Origin of the sequence: Micromonospora sp. NPDC005413 (genome assembly GCF_040606435.1) — a bacterium.
Classification (GTDB): domain Bacteria; phylum Actinomycetota; class Actinomycetes; order Mycobacteriales; family Micromonosporaceae; genus Micromonospora.
Genome location: NZ_JBEXEV010000025.1, coordinates 18,497 through 36,228 on the forward strand (window position 1 = coordinate 18,497; position 17,732 = coordinate 36,228).

Here is a 17,732-nt window from a genome sequence, read left to right on the forward strand (position 1 = left end):
CAGTTAGGACATGGTGGCGAGGTGGCGCCCGGCGTCGAGGGCGGCGGCGCAGCCGGTGCCGGCGGCGGTGATCGCTTGGCGGTAGGTGTGGTCGACGAGGTGACAACAATGTGAAGCGCGCCTTAAGAGTGGTTGACGGATGCCGATGACCGAAGTCATCACGCTTCAACGGGCCACGGCGACGATCAGGGAGGGGCCGAAACTGCCGCCAGTCCCACATCACCACACAGCAACGCCGATCAGCATGAGATCGTCTGCACCGTCATCCAGCGGCGCTCCGGCTATCGGCTGCAGGCCCGCCCCGACCACACCGTCGGCATCGCGTCGAAGCCAGAGCCGCCCCACCGCGGCGTCGCCGTCACGGCGGGCGAGGACGACACGGCCTTCGTAGAGGTCGAGTTGCCCGGAGGTGACGGGCTCGAAGACCTCGCCGGGCGCCTCCGTCACCAGGAATCGGCGAGTCGCGGTAAGCGCAGGCCCGACGTCCGAGAGCGAGACCCGCAGCGCCCCGACGGGCGGCTGGTCGTGCTTGCCGAGGAGGCGGCTGAGTACGTCCGCCGCCACGCCGCGACGTAGCTGCTCGTGGTAGCGCTCGTTGCGGAACACCCGCAGGCAGCGGTAGCAGCTGGTCTCCGGGCCGCATTCACAGTCGCGGACCCGCTGCAGCGCCTGGTCGAGTACGTCCCGCAGTCGCTCAGCGATGCGCCGGACGTGGCCAGCTCCTCCGGGCACCGTGTCGTAGAGCATGATCACGCTGCGGCCAGCTTCGGTTCGGTAGACCGTCGCATCGATATCGTCGCGGGAGATCTCGAGCGCGCGTACCGCGCCCTCGACCAGCGCGTAGGCGACCGATCGCCAGGCGTTGTCCTCTACTCCGATCACGACCACACCGTCGAAGTTCAGGTCCAGGACGTCCGTCTGATATTTGTGGGCCAGCGACAGGTTCTCCATGCGGCCACGGCACTCGCGGCCGCTGAGTGGACTCTGGTGGTCAACCCGACCGTCGATGGCCCGGTTGGCGAAGCCACAGGTCGCGCAGACGAGGAAGCCGCGTCCCATCGCGCCGTCGCTGATTGCTACCAGCTCGCCCCGGGCACCGGCCCGGATGGTGATCGCGCCTCCGGCGAGGTCCAACTTGTCCGCGTAGAGCTCGGCGCCGGGAGACACGACATGGGTTGCGCCGTGCCAGGCCCGTCGCGGCGCACTGGTGGGTCGCCGGCCGATACCGCGTGCCGCGACGAATCCGAAGACGGGAATGGCGTACTGACGGGGTACGCCGACGAGGGCGGAGCCGCAGGCCGGGCACTCTTGGTCGAGGCGGTCGATCGAGTCGCGGTAGTGGCCGCATCCGTCGCACACCGCGTAGTAGCGTCGCTCAAGGTCTCGTCCGGGCAGCCGGTACAGGCCAGCCGACTGCCAGACCAGTCCTCCGGCGACGACCTCCGCACCGGGTGCGTACTCGTAGATGGCCGACGAGAGGTCTCGGGAAAGTTCCAGTTGCTTGGCGATGGGGGCGTCCGCGAAGGCCAGTCGCAGCTCGACGGTGTCGACGGGAAATCCGTACTTTGGCAGGACGTTTCGGTTGGCGAGCAACCCGAGCAGTTCGCGGCGAGTGATCGTGTTCATCACGCGGCCGTACCGCGCGGCCTTGTCGTCCTGCCGGGCAGCGAAGGCCTCCTGCCGCTTCTGCTCGTACGTGTCGACATTCTGCTGCAGCTCGGCCCGGACCGACTCCAGCAGGTCGACCAGGTGCTCGACCCACTCTTCGGAGTCGACGCCGATGATGTCGAGCACTTCGGCCGGCAGCACATGCCGCAGCGAGTCGGTGACCTGCGCAGGCACCGGGGCGAGGAAGTCGCGGACCAACGTGACCGGGGCGATCCCGTCGTCTCCTGGCAGGAAGAACTCCCCTGCCGTACGCCAGATGGTGCCGTGGAACCGAAATTGCTGCCGGAAGAACGCGGCGAGCGCGACGGAGTGGGCGTGCCGTCGATCGATTCGCACGTTGGTCAGGGGCACGTACGGTGCCCGGACCTCCCCGGCGATCATCCGGTCGGGCTCCGCGAAACGGGATAGGTCATGCGAGCGGCGCTGAGCATAGGTGAGCACGAGCGCGGCTGAATCGGTTCGGCGGCCGGCCCGACCGGCCCGCTGGACGTAGTTCGCGGTGGTCGGCGGCATGTTGCGCAGCATGACGGCTTGTAGCTCGCCTACGTCGACGCCGAGTTCGAACGTGGTGGAGCAGGAGAGGGCGTTAACTTGGCCGCGGACGAACTGCTGCTGAATTTCGGCGGCTCGCTCGCTGGTCCACTGGGCGGTGTGTTCGAGGACGCGCAGCGGCACTGGGTTCATGTCCCGGTAGACGTTGCGGTAATGGTCCGGGTCGCTGTCCGCAGCAGGGGGCGTCCATGGTTCGAGGTCGCCGGTGCAGGCCATGGTGGGGCAGGTGGCGCGCACGTTGAACGGGGTGAGCTTTCGGCACCTGCTGCACTGCCACATGGTCAGGCCGCCGGCCGTCGGCGTGCAGGTGATCAAGGCGGAGTCGAGCTGGTGGACCTGGCCGATGCCGGCCTCGGTGCCGGCAATCAGCCACTCGGCCTGTGGCCCCCTGGTCAGCAGGCGCCACACGCCCTCCAGCAATTGGATCGGGTCCGCCTGCCGGTCGAGCCGAGCAAGCACGCGGGTCACGAAGTCGGCCCGCCGGTTGGTCCCCTTGGTCGGCAGCCAGCTGAGGACCTTCCGGCGCGCGTCGGAGCCGGTGCCGCGTACGTAGATCGGGCCGAGCCGCGGCTGGAACGCCTCGTCGCGGGGGTCCACGCCGTCGAGGGCAGCGACGGCGCCCTGGAGCCGAATCGACCGAATCAACTCGGAGAGCAACGCCCAGACCTCTTCGTCGCTGAGGCCGAGGGCGAGCAGCGGCTGGGGTGGTAGCCAGGCGGGGTCGCGGGACATGTCCCAGGCGATGAGTCCCCTGCCCTCCAGGGAGTTGCGTTCGTCAACGCCGACGGCCTCGATCTGTGCCCAGAGGGCGACCTGCCTCTCCCGGGCCTGTCGGCTCTGCCGCCGTTCGAAGATGCCGTACCGGTCGGCTACTCGGGAGGTGTGGTAGACGACATCGGTGAGGCGGACCTCGTCGTCGGCGGCCGCTGCGGCGACGGCACCCTCGTGGAGCAGCCGCCGGCGCTGCACCCGCTCGTAGGAGTCTTCGAGGTACGGCGCGAAGTACGCCGCAGACTGCCGGCTGTCGCTGAACAGCAGCAGCTTGCGCCCGCCGCCTCGCAGCCCTCGCTGGATGGGATCGGACGCCACGGGCAGCTTCTGATAGAGGGCGGTCGCCAGGACCGAGGCGGAGGCTTCGTTGCCGCTGGCGAAGAGCCGTATCAGGCCGGCTCCGCGCCCTCCGCAGGAGAGGCATGCGGTGAGCTCGTCGCTGCGCTGCCGTAGGAAACGTACGGCCCGCATGGCGCCGTCCGGGCAGCGCGGGCAGTTGGCCGCCTTACCGATCTGGAACACCCCGCACCGGGTGCACAGCGCGCCCAGCTCGCCGGCCGCCTGCGCAGCACCGCTGAACATCTCCTCGTCCTCGTCGGTCGCCACGTCGTCGACCAGCGCCATCCACACCTGCTGCTCGTCGCGGGAGCGGCGGGACCGGAACACGGTGAAGGTGCCGACCCGCTCCAGCGTGCCCATCAGGTAGACGGTGCCGCAGCGGCGGCAGGTGCCGAACTCGAAGGCGGCGTCGCCGCACCGCCCGCAGCGCTCGTGCCGGGTCAAACTGACGTGCGGCCCATTGGCTCCGAGGCAGGCGAAAGCCCCTTCCGTCGCGCGGGCGAAGAGATGGTAGCGGGCGGAGAGCACCGGGGTGCCGGCCTCATCGTGGATGCTATTGGCGAGAGCGACCATCGACGCGGTCTCGGACGCGCCGCTACCGGGGAACAGGGCCTGGGCGACCTCGTGCAGCGGTATCGGCCCGTGGGCGAGCAGCGCCTTGAGCCGGCGGACGCGCTGCTCGTACGTCAGCGCCTCGGCGGGGTCGTCCCCGGCGTACCCGTGCTCGCGGGCGAGGGCCACGACGGCGCCGGCGGGGTCCGGCGCGTTGAGCAGCTTCTCGTACGCCGTGGCGGGCAGAGGTCCCCACTCGGGCCCGGGCGGCAGCTGGACCCGGTCGGCGGTGATGACGTCCTGCCTCGCCTCATCGGCGGGGTCGTACTCGAAGGGGACGGGGAAGAGGGAGGCAGCGAAGTCGACCACGGCTGACATGTCGCTACCGACGGTCGCGCTCGTCGCGATGCACTGCACCGGCCGGCCCGAATCCACCCGGTCGGCGAGTCTGCGCAGCAGCATCGCCAGCTCGGCCCCGCGAGCCCCGTCGTAGACGTGCGCCTCGTCGACGACAATGAACTGCCAGTGCCCGGCGTACTCACCCTCGAAGAGGTCCATGTCCAAGGGCCGCAACAGCAAATATTCGAGCATGGCGTAGTTGGTCAGCAGGAGGTGCGGCGGTCGCTGCTGCATCTCCTCCCGGCTGAGCAGTTCGTTGGGCAGCGACCGCTCGCCAGGGTTCTGCTGCTCGAAGACCTCCACGGCCTCGCGGCGACTGCGGCGGGTCTCACCCGTGTACCGGCCAAAGGTGATGTCCGGTGCCTCGGCCAGCAAGCCCCGCAGCCGCTTCATCTGATCGTTGGCCAGCGCGTTCATCGGGTACAGCAGCAGCGCCCGCACGCCAGGCCCGAGGGTGCCCGCCGCACGTTCGGCCATCAGCCGGCTCAGGATGGGGATGAGGAAGCTCTCGGTCTTGCCGGATCCGGTGCCGGTGGCGACGACGATGTTGCGCCCTGCGGTTGCCTTCCGGATCGCCCGCTCTTGGTGTTGGTAGAGCGGACGGTCCATGGCCAGCCCGGCACCGAGGCTGGCGATGCCGGGATCGAGCACGTTCGCGTCGATGAGCTGCCGGGGCGTGGCGCTGGTGACGTAGGGCGGGGTCGCCTCGAGCAGTGGCCCCTTGGTGATCTCCTGGTTGATCGCGTCGCCGATCGCAGTTTCGAGCGCGCTCGCGAGCCGGGGATCCTTCGGCTCCACGAGGGAACGCAGATAGCGCCGGTAGGTGGAGACGATCGCGTCGCTGGTGGCGAGGGGGTCGAGGATCATTCGGCTGCTCCGGCTCCGGTCAGGAGGAACTCCGCGAGGAGAAGGTCGATGGCGACGAGACGGGGTGCGCTGCGGGCGAGCGTCGCGTGTAGGGGAAGGATGCGTGGCAGCAGCCCGGCCGGGGCCGCGTGCCCTCGGGCGGCCAGCCGCGCCACGAAGGCGAACGCCAGCGACAGCGCGGGAAGAGCGAGCCACCCTCGAGTCGGGTTGCGGGCCTGCATCGCCGCTACCACCCGCGGCCCACCGCACTCGTCCAAGGGCTTTTGCAAAGCGCGCAGCAGACCCTCCGCGCTGCTGGAGAGCCGTCCCAGGCCGGGCCGCACCCGTACCTCGAAGAGGTGGCGGGCCGCAACCATCCGTTCGTCGGCGTCGAGCAGACCGCCGGGAACGACGCGCATCGCCCGCCACATCCGGTCGCGTTCCTCGGCTGGCAGCAACGCGAACACCTCGGCCGACTTGTCGAACCTGCCGACCGTCTCGTGCGGATCGGGGCCGCCGGCGAGCAGGTGCGCTGCCACCTCCCCGCACACCGCGGCGATCTGTTCGCCAAGATCGGCGTGAGAGGCGATGTCAGGCAGCCGGTGGGCCGAGGCGAGCATTGCGGCCAGCGGGCTCGCCGTCCAGAGCCGCGCCTCGTCGGACTCACTGACGTACCTGTCGGGAGGCAGGGCGATCAGCCCGGAGTGCACCAGGGGCGCGACCACCTGGTCGGCCGACGCGCGGTGCTTGGTGAGCGCGGCCAGCCCGGCGGCGGGATGCGGGCGCAGGAGAGCCGCGGCGCCCCGGATATTGGCCGTGACGCCTCGGGCACGGAGGTCGTCCGCGCGCGGATAAATATCGAACAGCAGCGGCGCGATGTCCGGTCGGTCGGGCAGCGCACCTGCTCCGGCCAGGTACGCCGAGACCGCCTCACCCGCCGGGTCCTGGCCGGTCGGCTGCCACTTCAGCTCGGCGAGGTCGAAGGCGTTGTCGCGGCCGGGCCACTCCGGCCAGTCCGACCGCAACCACGGATCCTCGATGCGCAACAGCGCCACGAGGGGCCCCGCCGTGGTGACACGCGTGGGCAGTGGGTCGCTGACCAGGTCCGCGCTGAGGCGTGCGAAGTATGGCGGCTCCCACGGCGCGTACACCTGGTACAGCGCGGCCGTCAGCCCTTCGGCCCGGACGCCGTCGACCAGCACCAGTCGGTCGTCCTCGAGGTGCACCGCGCTGGCGAGGCGTCGAGGTACGCAGCGCGCTGCCGGGAAGTCCTGCCCGTCAAAGCGGACGTCGAGCTGGGCGAGCCCGTGGGCGCCGACCGTGTCGGCGATGGCCGCGAGCCCAAACCGGGCCATCGGCTGCCCGTAGGTCTCTCCGGACGGAACGGTTTGCAGCTCGCGGCCCCCGGACCGGACGATCAGCCGTGCGTCCGCCGCCCGCGGCAGCCGCACCAGCAGTTCACCCTCGCCGATCGTCTCGGTGTCCAGGCGCAGTGGTTGCAGGGACCATTCGCCGCGGCTGCCGCCGCCGAGCCGTTGGAGCGCCATGTGGGCGGGCGTGACCCGTACTGTGGTCGCGCCGCCCGGGCTGTCGAGCTGCAGTTCGACAGCGGTGTCGGCGGGGCCCAGGTGGGTCATTGGGGGCGTGACCGACAGGTCGGACATGGTGGCGTGGGCTCCTACGGTGGCCGGTTCCAGCCCGTCCGCCGTGATCTCTCGCCAGGCGGGGTGGGAGATGACGGACAGCCCTTCGGCGAACTCCAGCGTGCGGGCCAGGCCGCGGCCGAGCGGACCTCGAACGGTGATCTCGTAGGAGCCGACCAAGGGGCGGGCCAGGTGCCGCCACGGGTCGACCGTCGTGTCGCGGCCGACGGGAAGGCTCTCGGTGTGCAGGAGCTGACCGGAGCCGGGTCGGCGGATCCGGATCGACCAGTCGGTGCTCACGCCGGGCTCGGTCGGCAGGGTCAGCCGTGGGGCCGTCGCGATCACCGGTGCGCCGGCGAGGCTGCTCACTCCGGGCAATGGCTGGGCGAGCTGCAGTTGGGCGCGGCGGGCACCCTTGACCCGGCGGGGCGTTCCGGCACCAAGCCGCAGCTGCGACACCTGGCGAAGGTCGGCGCGGCGCAGCGTCCAGCCGAGCCAGCCGTACGGGGCCGGCACGTCGTACGTGTCGACCAGGTCGCCGTCCACCTGCAGCTCGAGCGGCCCACCGCCGTCGCTCTCGTGCGGGTACAGCAGCCAGACCGGCTCGGGCGGAAGGCCGGTGGTTGCCGGCACCCGTCGGCCGTCCTCGGTGAAGACCAACAGGGGATCCCGCGGGTCGACAGCATCCAGCTCGTACTCCTGGTCGTAGCCGGCCAACTCCACCGTCACCTGGCGGGCAGGGCGCGCGATGGCTACCGCCGTTGCCGGTGTCGTCTCGCTGGTGCCAGGCCAGCGCGATTGGCTGACTACCGACTGGACCTCGCCGTCGAAGCGCAACTGCCACATGACGCGACCGTCCGGTGCGTCGTGGACCGGCGGCAGCCACACCATCAGGCCTCGGCCGAACGGCTCCAGCTCCAGGTGAGGGCGCTGCTGCGCCGCCACCGCAGCCGATTCCATGCGATCTGAGCTGCCCGTCCAGTCGAGCTGCTCCGCCTCTGCGAGCGCCTGAGCTCTTTCGATCAGGTGTGGGGAGAGTCCGAGTCCGTCGGCGGTGAACCCCGGCTGCCGCAGCCGTTCCAACAGATCGAGGCAGCGGTCGACAAGGTCCGCCGCGTAGTCCTCGCCGCGCTGGATGAACCGCTGCACCGGCTTGTCGGTCCCGTTCAGGCGCGACTCACGGCCGGGCGCGAGCGCCCAGGCGAGGAAGCTCTCACCAGTGAGTCCGGGCTCGCGGGCCTGGCGGTGCAGGAGGAGATTCAACAGGTCGCCGAGGCAGTATGCGGGGACCCCGGCATGCATGAGGATCTCACCGACGTAGACCTGCGGTAGACCAGGGAACCGGGCCAGCCGGAAGTAGTCGAGGTTGACGCGGAAGGCCCTCCCCCAGAACGTTTGGTCGATCTGGCCCGGCGCCTCGTTGTGGACGGCGCTCCAGTAGTCGCCGTGCTCGTACCCGACGGCACCGATCCCGGCCAGGCCGACGACCAGGCACGCGGGGTAGTGACGGGTGAGCAGCCGCTGCCGGTCGAGGGGGGACTGAGCCAAAAGACTCGTCCCAGGGCGCGGATGACCTCTTTGGCGTGGTCCTCCAGTGCGTCAATCTCGGCGACCAGCGACACCGCGCGCAGGGCTGGCGCCCACTCGTCTTCCCGGAGCCGAAGTATCTCGGATGCGTGTGACACGGTCTCCCTCTTGTGAATTGGGGTGGTCAGCGCGGTAGGGCGACTATGCAAGCAAGCCAAGGCGTCTTCAAGACCAAACCATCGCCTCGGCGTCCGCCGTGTCCGATCGGTCACTGAGGTGGAACCGGTCGGCGGCAGCGGTGGACAGGTCAGATAAGGCGCCGCCCCACTCAGGGGAGTGAGAAGTGGCGGCGTTGACTTTGCCCGTCTGGCGGGCCGGTCACCTGGCGAGCAGGTGGCCGGCCCCGGCAGTCGGGTCACTGGATGGCAGGCGCGCCAGGCCGTGACGCCTTCGGATCGGCGGGGTCGGCCAGTTCGAGTTGGGGTAGCAGTGCGGTGACGTCCTGGTGCCAGCCGCGGAGCTCCGCGACCGTGGGTGCGAGTTCGTAGGTGTGGTGGTGCATCGCACGGGACAGGCCGTGCCAGGCGGTGCGCGCCGTCGAGGCTGCCTCGGCGCCGGCGAAGGTGGGCAGGACGAGCAGTTGGTTGCGCATGGGTCGGTCGACGACGGAGGGGGCGACCTGGTCCCAGTAGTGCCGCAGCCCCTGTTCGAGGGCGAGGCGGGTCAGGCAGGCGGATCCGCGTTGCCAGCAGCGGCGCATGCTGGATGGCGGGTGGAGCAGCAGCGCACTGGCGGCGTTCAGATACGTGTGTGGGCTCACGGCTGGCTCAGCCTCCCCACCACCGCATGCGCGTCGGACACGAGCCCGGCGAGTTCGCCGGAGCTCCCGCCGTGGGCACCACGGTTGGCGAAGGCGACCACCCGCCGGGCTGCGGGGTGCAGCCGTTCCAGTTGGGCTTTCAATTCGCCCACGCGGCGGTGGTCCGACAGGAGCGTCAGCGCGAGGGTCGGTCGCAGACCATGCGCCTCGCTGATCGCCGCCTCCGTCTCCGCGATCGGCACCCCGGCCCGGAAGTCACGGGTACGGATCCGCTCGTGGCAGGTGAATTCGAGGGCGTCGCGGATCAGGTTGCAGACGACCGGGCGGCGGACCTCGTCGGCCATGTCGTCATCGCGGACGATGGCCGTCGCGTCGTCGAGGTAGCGCCGGGCGGGGTCGCCGTGCGCGTCACCGGTAACGGTGACCTGGGACTGCGCCAGCCTGCTGACGATCCGAATCCGGGCGTCGAGTTGCAGGTGTCGCACCGCGGCCGGCAGGCGGTCGTCGTGGGTGAAGACGATGACCTGCCGGTGCTTCGCCACCTGGTCCAGGACCCTGGCCAGCCCGTAGACCTTGGCCGGGTCCATGGATTGCACCGGGTCGTCGATGACGAGGAACCGGAACGGGCTCTGGGGCATCGTGGCGCGGGGCAGGAAGAGCGCCAGGGCGAGCGAGTGCAGTTCGCCCTGGCTCATCACCCCCAGCGCCGCCCCGGGTACGCCGTCGACGTTGACCTTCAGGTCCACCCGTCGGTTGGTGCCGGTGCCGGCGAGTTGGATCGCGCCGAGGTCGACGTTGCTCTCCTGCCGCAGCGTGTTCCAGATTTCGGTCGCTTCCGCGGCCACCGGTGCGAGCTTGTCGTTGCGGATGCTCCCGCCGACCGTTTGTAGCCAGGTGACCGCGGCCTTCAGGGCCGTGAACATCTGGACGGACTGACGGCTGGCCTGCTCGGTGTCGATCCAGGCGCGGATTTGGTCGGCGAGCGGCTGCCAGGCGGCCTGCCGGCGTTCGAGCGCCTGCCGTGCTGCCGCCTTGACCGGCTGCAGGACGGTGGTGAGCGCGTCGAAGGTGACGAGCGCCGCTTCGACGATCTTGTGCGAGTCGGCCGACCCGATCAGCTCGTCCCAGTGTTGCCATCCGGCCCGGGCGTCGCCGGTGTCCACTCCCTCGGCGGTGAGGTCGACGGCGAGTACGGGCGGCAGCTGGGTCAGCCAGCTCTGCAGCGTGCGGCGCGAACCCCGCTCGATGTCGTGGGCTTCGTCGAGGCGTTCGGCCCGCTCGGTGAGTCGTTGCAGCTGCGCCTGTGCCTGCTCGGCCCACGCCTCGTCCAGGGTGCGACCCCCGCACACTGGACAGGGCTGGCCCGGGTGGCTGTGGTAATGGCGCAGGGCGTCGCTCAGCAGCCGGGCGAGCGCCCGAGCTTCCTCCACCGGCGTACCGGCCAGGTCGTCGATCTGTTGCAGCGCCCCACGGAGTCGCTCCAGCTCGCGTACCAGGGCGTCTCGTTCGGGAAGGTCGAGTACGTCGAGCTGGCGCAGCGGCACGAGGGTCGTGTCACTGGTCGGCTCGTCGGCGGTGGCCAACGCCGCCAGCTCGTCGAGGTCCGCGGCCTTGCCGCTGAGCGCCTGCTCGGCACGGCGGGCGCGCGGGTCGGGGTGGGCGGCAAGCGCGGTCCGCAGCTGCGGCAGCTGAGCGCCGGCCAGCTTGCGCCGGTCGTCCATCTCCTTACGCGCGGTCTTGAGCATGGTCTCGATCTCGACGAGCCGGCCGAGGCCGAGGATGCGGTGCAGCGAGTCGTGCATCTCGCTGGGACGGCCGCTGAGCAGCCCACCGAGTTCGGCGTAGGAGAGGAACGGGCGGTACAGCTCCAACGGCTGCGCCCATCCGAGGTCGGCAACCGACTGCCGGGGCTTACCAGCGATCTGCAGGAACGTCTTGCCATCGTTGAGCCCTGCTTCGGGCTCCCAGTCGCATTCGACGGTAGCGCCGTTGCGGTGGCCTTCGACCCCGAGTCGTACGTGGATGCGAGGGCTTTCGGTGGCGTGCAGGTTGCGCCAGCCCTCCTGCCAGACCGAGCTACGGCCAGCCCACCGCTTGTTCTCACCGGTCAGGGCGAACTCGGCGGCTTCGGCGAAGCTGGACTTACCCGAGCCGTTGCGACCGGTCACGATGGTCAGTCCCGGTCCGGGTACGAGGTTGAGCGTGGCCGTAGGTCCGATGCCGCGGAACCCGGTCACCTCGATGCTGGCGAGGTAGGTCCCGATCGGTTCCGAGGTTTCGGTGTCGGGCGACGGGGGTGTCGGTCGGCGGGGTGTCGCGCCGCCGAGCACCGAGGCGAGCTCTTCACCGCCGAGCAGGGCGGCGATGACGAGGTCCTTGGCGGTCTCGGTCAGGTCGGAAGGGTCGAGGTGGTCGAGGATGAGCTGGTCAACGGTGTCGGCTTGAGGGTCGATGCTCATGTGGTGCCTCCTCTCACGGGAGGGGGCGAGTGGCCGCGCCGGAAGGCGGGGCAACTCGCTGCGTCGGCATGAGGAATCTGACCGGCCGGAAGGGCTGGGCCGGACATGAGGGTGGTGCGCCCGGGCGTCGACACCCGGACAGGAAGCATCGGCGGCAGCCGAGGCAAACCTCGGCCCGCTCACTGAAAACGACACTAGCACACTCGACACTGAAAGCGGTGTCAAATCGTTTACACGCCCCAGGGGTCGTGTAGAGTGATCCGCCAGCAGGACGATGCATGAATTGACAGGACACCGATGCCCAGACATGCCCAGGTGACCGCCGCCGAGATCTCCCGGCTGGCCGGGGTCACGCGCGCCACCGTCAGCAACTGGCGTCGGCGTCACCCAGACTTCCCGGCCCCGACCGGCGGCACGGACACCAGCCCGGCCTACGACCTGGAAGCGGTTCAGGGCTGGCTTGCCGCGCGAGGTCAACTCCCGGCCACCTCGCCCGCCGACGACCTACGCACCGCCATCCGGTCCACCCAGTCGGGCGCCGGCACGCCGACCAGATTGCTACCGCTGGTCCTGGCCGCAGCCCGGATGTCCGACAGCGACCTGAAGCAACTCGTCGACCTCCCTGACAGCCAACTGCCCGAGCGGGCGTTGCGGGCGGTCCAGCCACACGTCGCCGAGATCCCCGGGATTGCCGGCCTGACGTACGACACGGAGGACGTGGCGCTGCTGCGGGCGCTGCTGCGCTGCGTCGCGGACGAGGGAGCATTGCGGGCCGCGGACGTGCTCGCGGAAGGCGACCTGGACGCCACCAGCGCTGGCGGCATGTACGACACCCCCGCCCCTGTAGCCACGCTGATGGCCGATCTACTCGCGGAGCCGGGTGAGCCGTACCCGACGGCCGTCTTCGACCCCGCCTGCGGCGCCGGCGGCCTCCTTCTCGCGGCCGCGGGCCGCGGGGCACGGGAGCTGTACGGCCAGGACATCGTCCCCGCGCAGGCGGCGCAGGCCGCCGTACGCCTCGCCCTTCAGCCCGCGGAGACCACCACTCAGGTGAGCGTGCGTGCCGGCGACAGCATCCGTGCCGACGCGTTCCCGGCCCTGACCGCCGAGGCCGTGTTCTGCGCCCCGCCCTACGGCGACCGCGATTGGGGTCACGAGGAACTGGCGTACGACGCACGGTGGGAGTTCGGCCTGCCGGCGAAGAGCGAGTCGGAGCTCGCCTGGCTACAGCACTGCTTCGCACACCTGGCAGAGGGTGGACGCGCTGTTCTCCTCATGCCGCCAGCCACCGCGGAGCGAGGGTCGGGCCGCCGGATCAGAGCCGAGATCCTTCGCACCGGCGTGCTTCGGGCCGTCATCGCCCTACCGCCCGGGGTCTCCCAACCCCTACACGTCGGCCTGCACCTGTGGGTGATCGAACGCCCGCACCCGCAGGCCACGTTGCCGCTGAGCATCCTGATGGTGGACACCGCCACGCCCGACGTCTCCCGGTCTGACCAGACACCAAGCAAGCGCCAATCGGTGGACTGGCCCGCGCTGCGCGACGACGTACTCAAAGCGTGGAACGACTACGACCGGCATCCAGACAACTTCGATCCCGTTCCGGGCGTCGCTCAAGCCGTCCCCATCATTGACCTGCTCGACGAGACGGTCGACCTCACGCCCGCCCGCCACGTCCGAGCCACCCCGGTGCCGGCGATGCCCGACGAGCTCGCCGCGATCGGCCACGAACTGCGTGCCAAGCTACGGCGGGCAGCCACAGGGTTGATCACTTTGAGCGGCGGCGAGGCCTGGCCGCCCGTCGGCGCCGTTCCCCTGTCTTGGCGCACAGCCAGCATCGCCGACCTCCTGCGCGGCGACGCGCTGGAGCTCCTGCGGGTGCCAGCAGCGATCCGCAGCTCAACACCCGTGGCAACAGACCCGTCCGCGCCGCCCACACTGACCGCCCGAGACGTGATGTCACATCGCGCTGCTTCCGGCCCCGCCGATGAGGAAACCTCAGGCACCGAGATCGAGATCCGGGAGGGTGACGTCATCCTTCCGGAACTGCTACAGAACGGCACCGGCACCGCCCGGGTCGCCGACGCCCGCGACGCCGGCCTCCATCTCGGTCGGCACCTGCATCTGCTGCGACCCGATCCCGCCCGCCTCGATCCGTGGTTCCTGGCCGGCTTCCTGGCTGCCGAGGAGAATCTCAGCGCCGCGTCGTCCGGCTCCACCGTGATCCGCCTTGACCCGCGCCGCCTGCGGGTGCCGCTGCTGCCCCTCCCCGAGCAGCGGCGCTACGGCAAGGCATTCCGCCAACTGCATGCCCTGCGCACCGCGGCCGACATCGCCAGCCGCCTCGCGGACGAGACAGCCCGCACCCTTGCGGCAGGGCTCGCCGGCGGCGCGCTGCAACCACCCGGCGCCGAACAGACGCCATCCTGAACCAGCCCCGACTCCCCCAGCCACCACAGCACCGGCTCTTCGGAAGGACCCCGTTGAACAGCAGCAAGCACACCGAACTGGCAAACCACGCCTGGTCGGTCGCCGACCTCCTCCGCGGCGACTACAAGCCGTCCGACTACGGCAAAGTCATCCTGCCGTTCATCGTGCTGCGCCGCCTGGAATGCGTCCTCGAGTCAACCCGCGACAGGGTCCGAGCGGAGCACGACCGGCTCAAAGATCAGAACGTGGACAGCGCCCGCTTCCTGCGCCGAGCCTCGGGGCACAGCTTTTACAACGTGAGCGGCTACACGTTGAAGTCGATCGCCAACGACTCCGCCCAAGCCGCGAAGCATCTGATCGCATACGTCGGCGCCTTCTCCGAAAACGCGCAGGAGGTGATGGAGCGCTACGAGTTCTCCCAACAGGTCCGGCGACTCGACAGCGCGGGCCTGCTCTACCGAGTGGTCGGCCGCTTCGCCGACCTCGACCTGCACCCCTACCAGCGCGACAAGAAGACGGGCGAGGTGATCCTCGACAAGAAGACCGGCAAGCCCATCCCCAACGTCTCCAACCACCAGATGGGGTACGTCTTCGAGGAACTGATCCGGCGCTTCGCCGAGCAGTCCAACGGACCCGCCGGTGACCATTTCACTCCGCGCGAAGTCATCGAGCTGATGGTCAACCTGCTCATCGCTCCTGACGACGACGCACTGAGCATCCCGGGCACCTCCCGTACGGTGATGGACCCGGCCTGCGGCACCGGCGGCATGCTCTCTGCCGCCGAGGAGCACATCACCAAGCACAATCCGTCCGCGACCGTCACCGTCTTCGGCCAAGAGCTCAACCCGGAGTCGTGGGCGATCTGCCGGTCCGACATGATGATCAAGGGCCAGGACCCGGAGAACATCAAGTTCGGCAACTCGTTCAGCGACGACGGCCACCGCGGCGAACATTTCGACTACCTGCTCGCCAACCCGCCTTTCGGGGTGGAGTGGAAGAAGGTCAAGGACGAGATCGAGACCGAGTACGAGACGCTCGGCGAGAGCGGTCGGTTCGGCGCCGGCCTGCCCCGGATCAACGACGGCTCGCTGCTCTTCCTCCAGCACATGATTTCAAAAATGAAACCCGTCACCGCCGACGGCAAGGGCGGCAGCCGCGTCGCCATCGTCTTCAACGGCTCTCCGCTGTTCACCGGAGCGGCCGAGTCGGGCGAGTCGCGGATCCGGCAGTGGATCCTGGAGGAAGACTTGCTGGAAGGCATCGTCGCCCTTCCCGACCAGCTCTTCTACAACACCGGCATCTCCACGTACTTCTGGATCCTGACCAACCGCAAGGCCAAGGGACACCGGGGCAAGGTTGTCCTCCTCGACGCCCGCGACCAGTTCGCCAAGATGCGCAAGTCACTCGGCGACAAGCGCAAGCTCGTCACCCCCGACCAGATCAAGCAGATCACCCGGCTCTACGCGGAGGCGCTCGACGCTGCCAAAGACCCCGAGCACCCGCAGCACAGCAAGGTGAAGGTCTTCGCCAACGAGGACTTCGGCTACCGCCGGATCACCGTCGAACGCCCACTGAAGCTCCGCTTCGAGGTCACCGAGGAGACGCTCACCGCACTGACCACCTCGAAGCCGATCCAGAAGGCGTCGGACGCCGACGCGCTGGCTACCGCGCTGAAGCCGCTGATCGGGCAGGTCTGGACAACGAAGCGCGCAGCATGGGACGCGCTACGCAAGGCGATGGCCGAGGCCGGCGTGCTCTGGCCCTCCGGCATCCCCTTCCAGAAGGCGATGCGGGACATTATCGGGGTCCGCGACCCCGAGGGCGAGGTCCAGCTCGTCAAGGGCAGCCCCGAGCCCGACCCGGAGCTGCGCGACTACGAGAACGTGCCGCTCGACGAGGACGTCGAGGAGTACCTGCGCCGCGAGGTGCTCCTACACGTCCCCGACGCCTGGATCGACCACGAGAAAACAAAAATTGGGTACGAGATCCCCTTCACCCGCCACTTCTACGTCTACAAACCCCAGAGGCCACTCGCCGAGATCGACGCCGAATTGAAAGCTCTAGAAGCCGAGATTCAAGCTCTCCTCAGTGAGGTGACCGAGTGACTGAAGTTTTTGGAGTACCCCTGCCGGCACACTGGACGGTCTCACCACTCAAGCGGGCAACTCCGTTGCTGAACCGCGGATCGGCACCGGATTACGTTGAGGCGGGTCCGGTTGTCGCTCTCAGCCAGGCATCAAATCAAGACGCCGGGATCGATTGGTCGCGTACAAGGTTCCACAGTTACCGCGGTGACCCCAGCAAGTTGAAGGGTTACCTCGAGCCAGAAGACGTTATAATCAACTCGACCGGCACAGGCACGCTCGGGCGAGTCGGATACTTCCGCGGTTCACCGAACAACACCCCATGCATCGCCGACAGCCACATAACAATCGCTCGCTTCTCCCCAGACATCGTCTATCCACGATTCGGCTACTACTGGTTGCGGTCAGAGCCGTTCCAACGGCATATCTACTCGGCACTCGTCGTCGGAGCCACCAATCAGATCGAGTTGAACAGCGAAAGGCTCGCGCGAGCACCAATCCCCTTGCCGCCACTCGAAGAGCAGCGCCGCATTGCTGACTTTCTTGACGCCGAGACGGATCGCGTCGATAGCATGCAGTTGAGGACAAGAAGCCAGGTAATCCTCCTCGGCGAACGCCTGAACGAGTCGATTCGGCTGGCAACGACAACCGGCAACGGCCCGCGTCGAGAAACCGGCATCGCGTGGATGCCGGAGATGAATGAGCAATGGCAACTCCTTAAGGTGAGCCATGTCTTCAGGTCAGGAAGCGGCACCACTCCTACCTCAGATCGCCCCGAATACTATGGCGGACCCTACCCGTGGGTGAACAGTGCGGACATCAACGATGGCCAGATAGAAGAATGCGACAAGTCAGTGACCGCCGCAGCGCTAACAGACTTCCCGGCATTGAAGATTCATCCGGCAGGATCCCTTGTAGTAGCCCTGTACGGACAAGGCGCAACCAAGGGGAAGGTTGGAATTCTCCGAATTGATGCGTGCTTGAATCAAGCATGCTGCGTCCTGATTCCGACTGGGCCAATCGCCGAGGACTACGCCGCATACTGGTTCCGTGCTCACAAGCAGGGAATCGTAGGACTCGCGCTTGGAGCCGGCCAGCCAAACCTGAGCCAAGAGCTCATCAGACAACTTCGAATCCCTGCGCCCGACCGCCCAGCCCAGAATCAGATTGTCACAGCGCTCAGAAAGCTCGAAGACGAAGTTCGAAATGAATCGACACTTCTTCGAGCTAGAGAGCGGTTGCTTAGTGAACGTCGAATCGCGCTGATCACTGCCGCCGTTTCTGGCCAAGTCGATGTGTCCACCGCCAGCGGTCGAGGAATCGAGGACTGACGCACCTGTCACCCGGCCCACGGGGGCTGCGGCCCCGTCCACGAGACGAAGCTACGGAGAGAATTTCATTGCTTGCCACGCTCGGCGAGGCCGATCTCGCCTTGCTCGCCGCCGACCGAGCCGCCGCCGGTGACTCCACCCATACCCGCACCACCATCGCCGTCGCGCAGGTATTGCGTGCCGCGACCGCCTCGCCCTTACGGACCCCGCCGCCGACGATGGGGCACACGGAACCCTGCTCCCCCAGGCCACGACGGCCGCGTAGCGTGAGCGGATCCCGGCGCAAGCCATGTGCTCAATTCACGACAGGA

Annotated in this window: 7 protein-coding genes; 3 read left to right on the top strand and 4 right to left on the bottom strand. The window is 68.7% G+C overall.

Annotated features, from left to right (window positions below):
* Nucleotides 1-219: 219 nt before the first annotated feature.
* The 4 genes from ABZS37_RS23090 to ABZS37_RS23105 form a co-directional block, all read right to left on the bottom strand.
* Nucleotides 220-5,148, bottom strand: coding sequence for a DEAD/DEAH box helicase (locus tag ABZS37_RS23090; RefSeq protein WP_355172026.1), 4,929 nt, complete (start codon nucleotides 5,146-5,148; stop codon nucleotides 220-222).
* Nucleotides 5,145-8,318: a hypothetical protein gene (locus tag ABZS37_RS23095; RefSeq protein ID WP_355172028.1), complete on the bottom strand. Its 3,174-nt coding sequence runs from the start codon at nucleotides 8,316-8,318 to the stop codon at nucleotides 5,145-5,147. Before ABZS37_RS23095 ends, ABZS37_RS23090 begins: the two co-directional genes overlap by 4 nt.
* 394 nt (nucleotides 8,319-8,712) lie before the next feature.
* Nucleotides 8,713-9,117, bottom strand: a complete 405-nt coding sequence (locus ABZS37_RS23100) for a hypothetical protein (RefSeq protein ID WP_355172030.1) — start codon at nucleotides 9,115-9,117, stop codon at nucleotides 8,713-8,715.
* Complete coding sequence (locus ABZS37_RS23105; RefSeq protein WP_355172032.1) at nucleotides 9,114-11,576, bottom strand: AAA family ATPase; 2,463 nt, start codon at nucleotides 11,574-11,576, stop codon at nucleotides 9,114-9,116. Before ABZS37_RS23105 ends, ABZS37_RS23100 begins: the two co-directional genes overlap by 4 nt.
* 297 nt (nucleotides 11,577-11,873) lie before the next feature.
* Here ABZS37_RS23105 and ABZS37_RS23110 point away from each other — a divergent pair, with 297 nt between their 5' ends.
* The 3 genes from ABZS37_RS23110 to ABZS37_RS23120 are packed head-to-tail and all read left to right on the top strand — an operon-like array spanning nucleotide 11,874 to nucleotide 17,421.
* A complete protein-coding gene (locus ABZS37_RS23110) occupies nucleotides 11,874-14,006 on the top strand; it encodes an N-6 DNA methylase (RefSeq protein WP_355172034.1) in 2,133 nt (710 codons plus the stop codon).
* 53 nt (nucleotides 14,007-14,059) lie between these two features.
* Nucleotides 14,060-16,111, top strand: coding sequence for a class I SAM-dependent DNA methyltransferase (locus ABZS37_RS23115; protein WP_355172036.1), 2,052 nt, complete (start codon nucleotides 14,060-14,062; stop codon nucleotides 16,109-16,111).
* Complete coding sequence (locus ABZS37_RS23120; protein ID WP_355172038.1) at nucleotides 16,108-17,421, top strand: restriction endonuclease subunit S; 1,314 nt, start codon at nucleotides 16,108-16,110, stop codon at nucleotides 17,419-17,421. Before ABZS37_RS23115 ends, ABZS37_RS23120 begins: the two co-directional genes overlap by 4 nt.
* The last annotated feature ends 311 nt before the right edge of the window (nucleotides 17,422-17,732 follow it).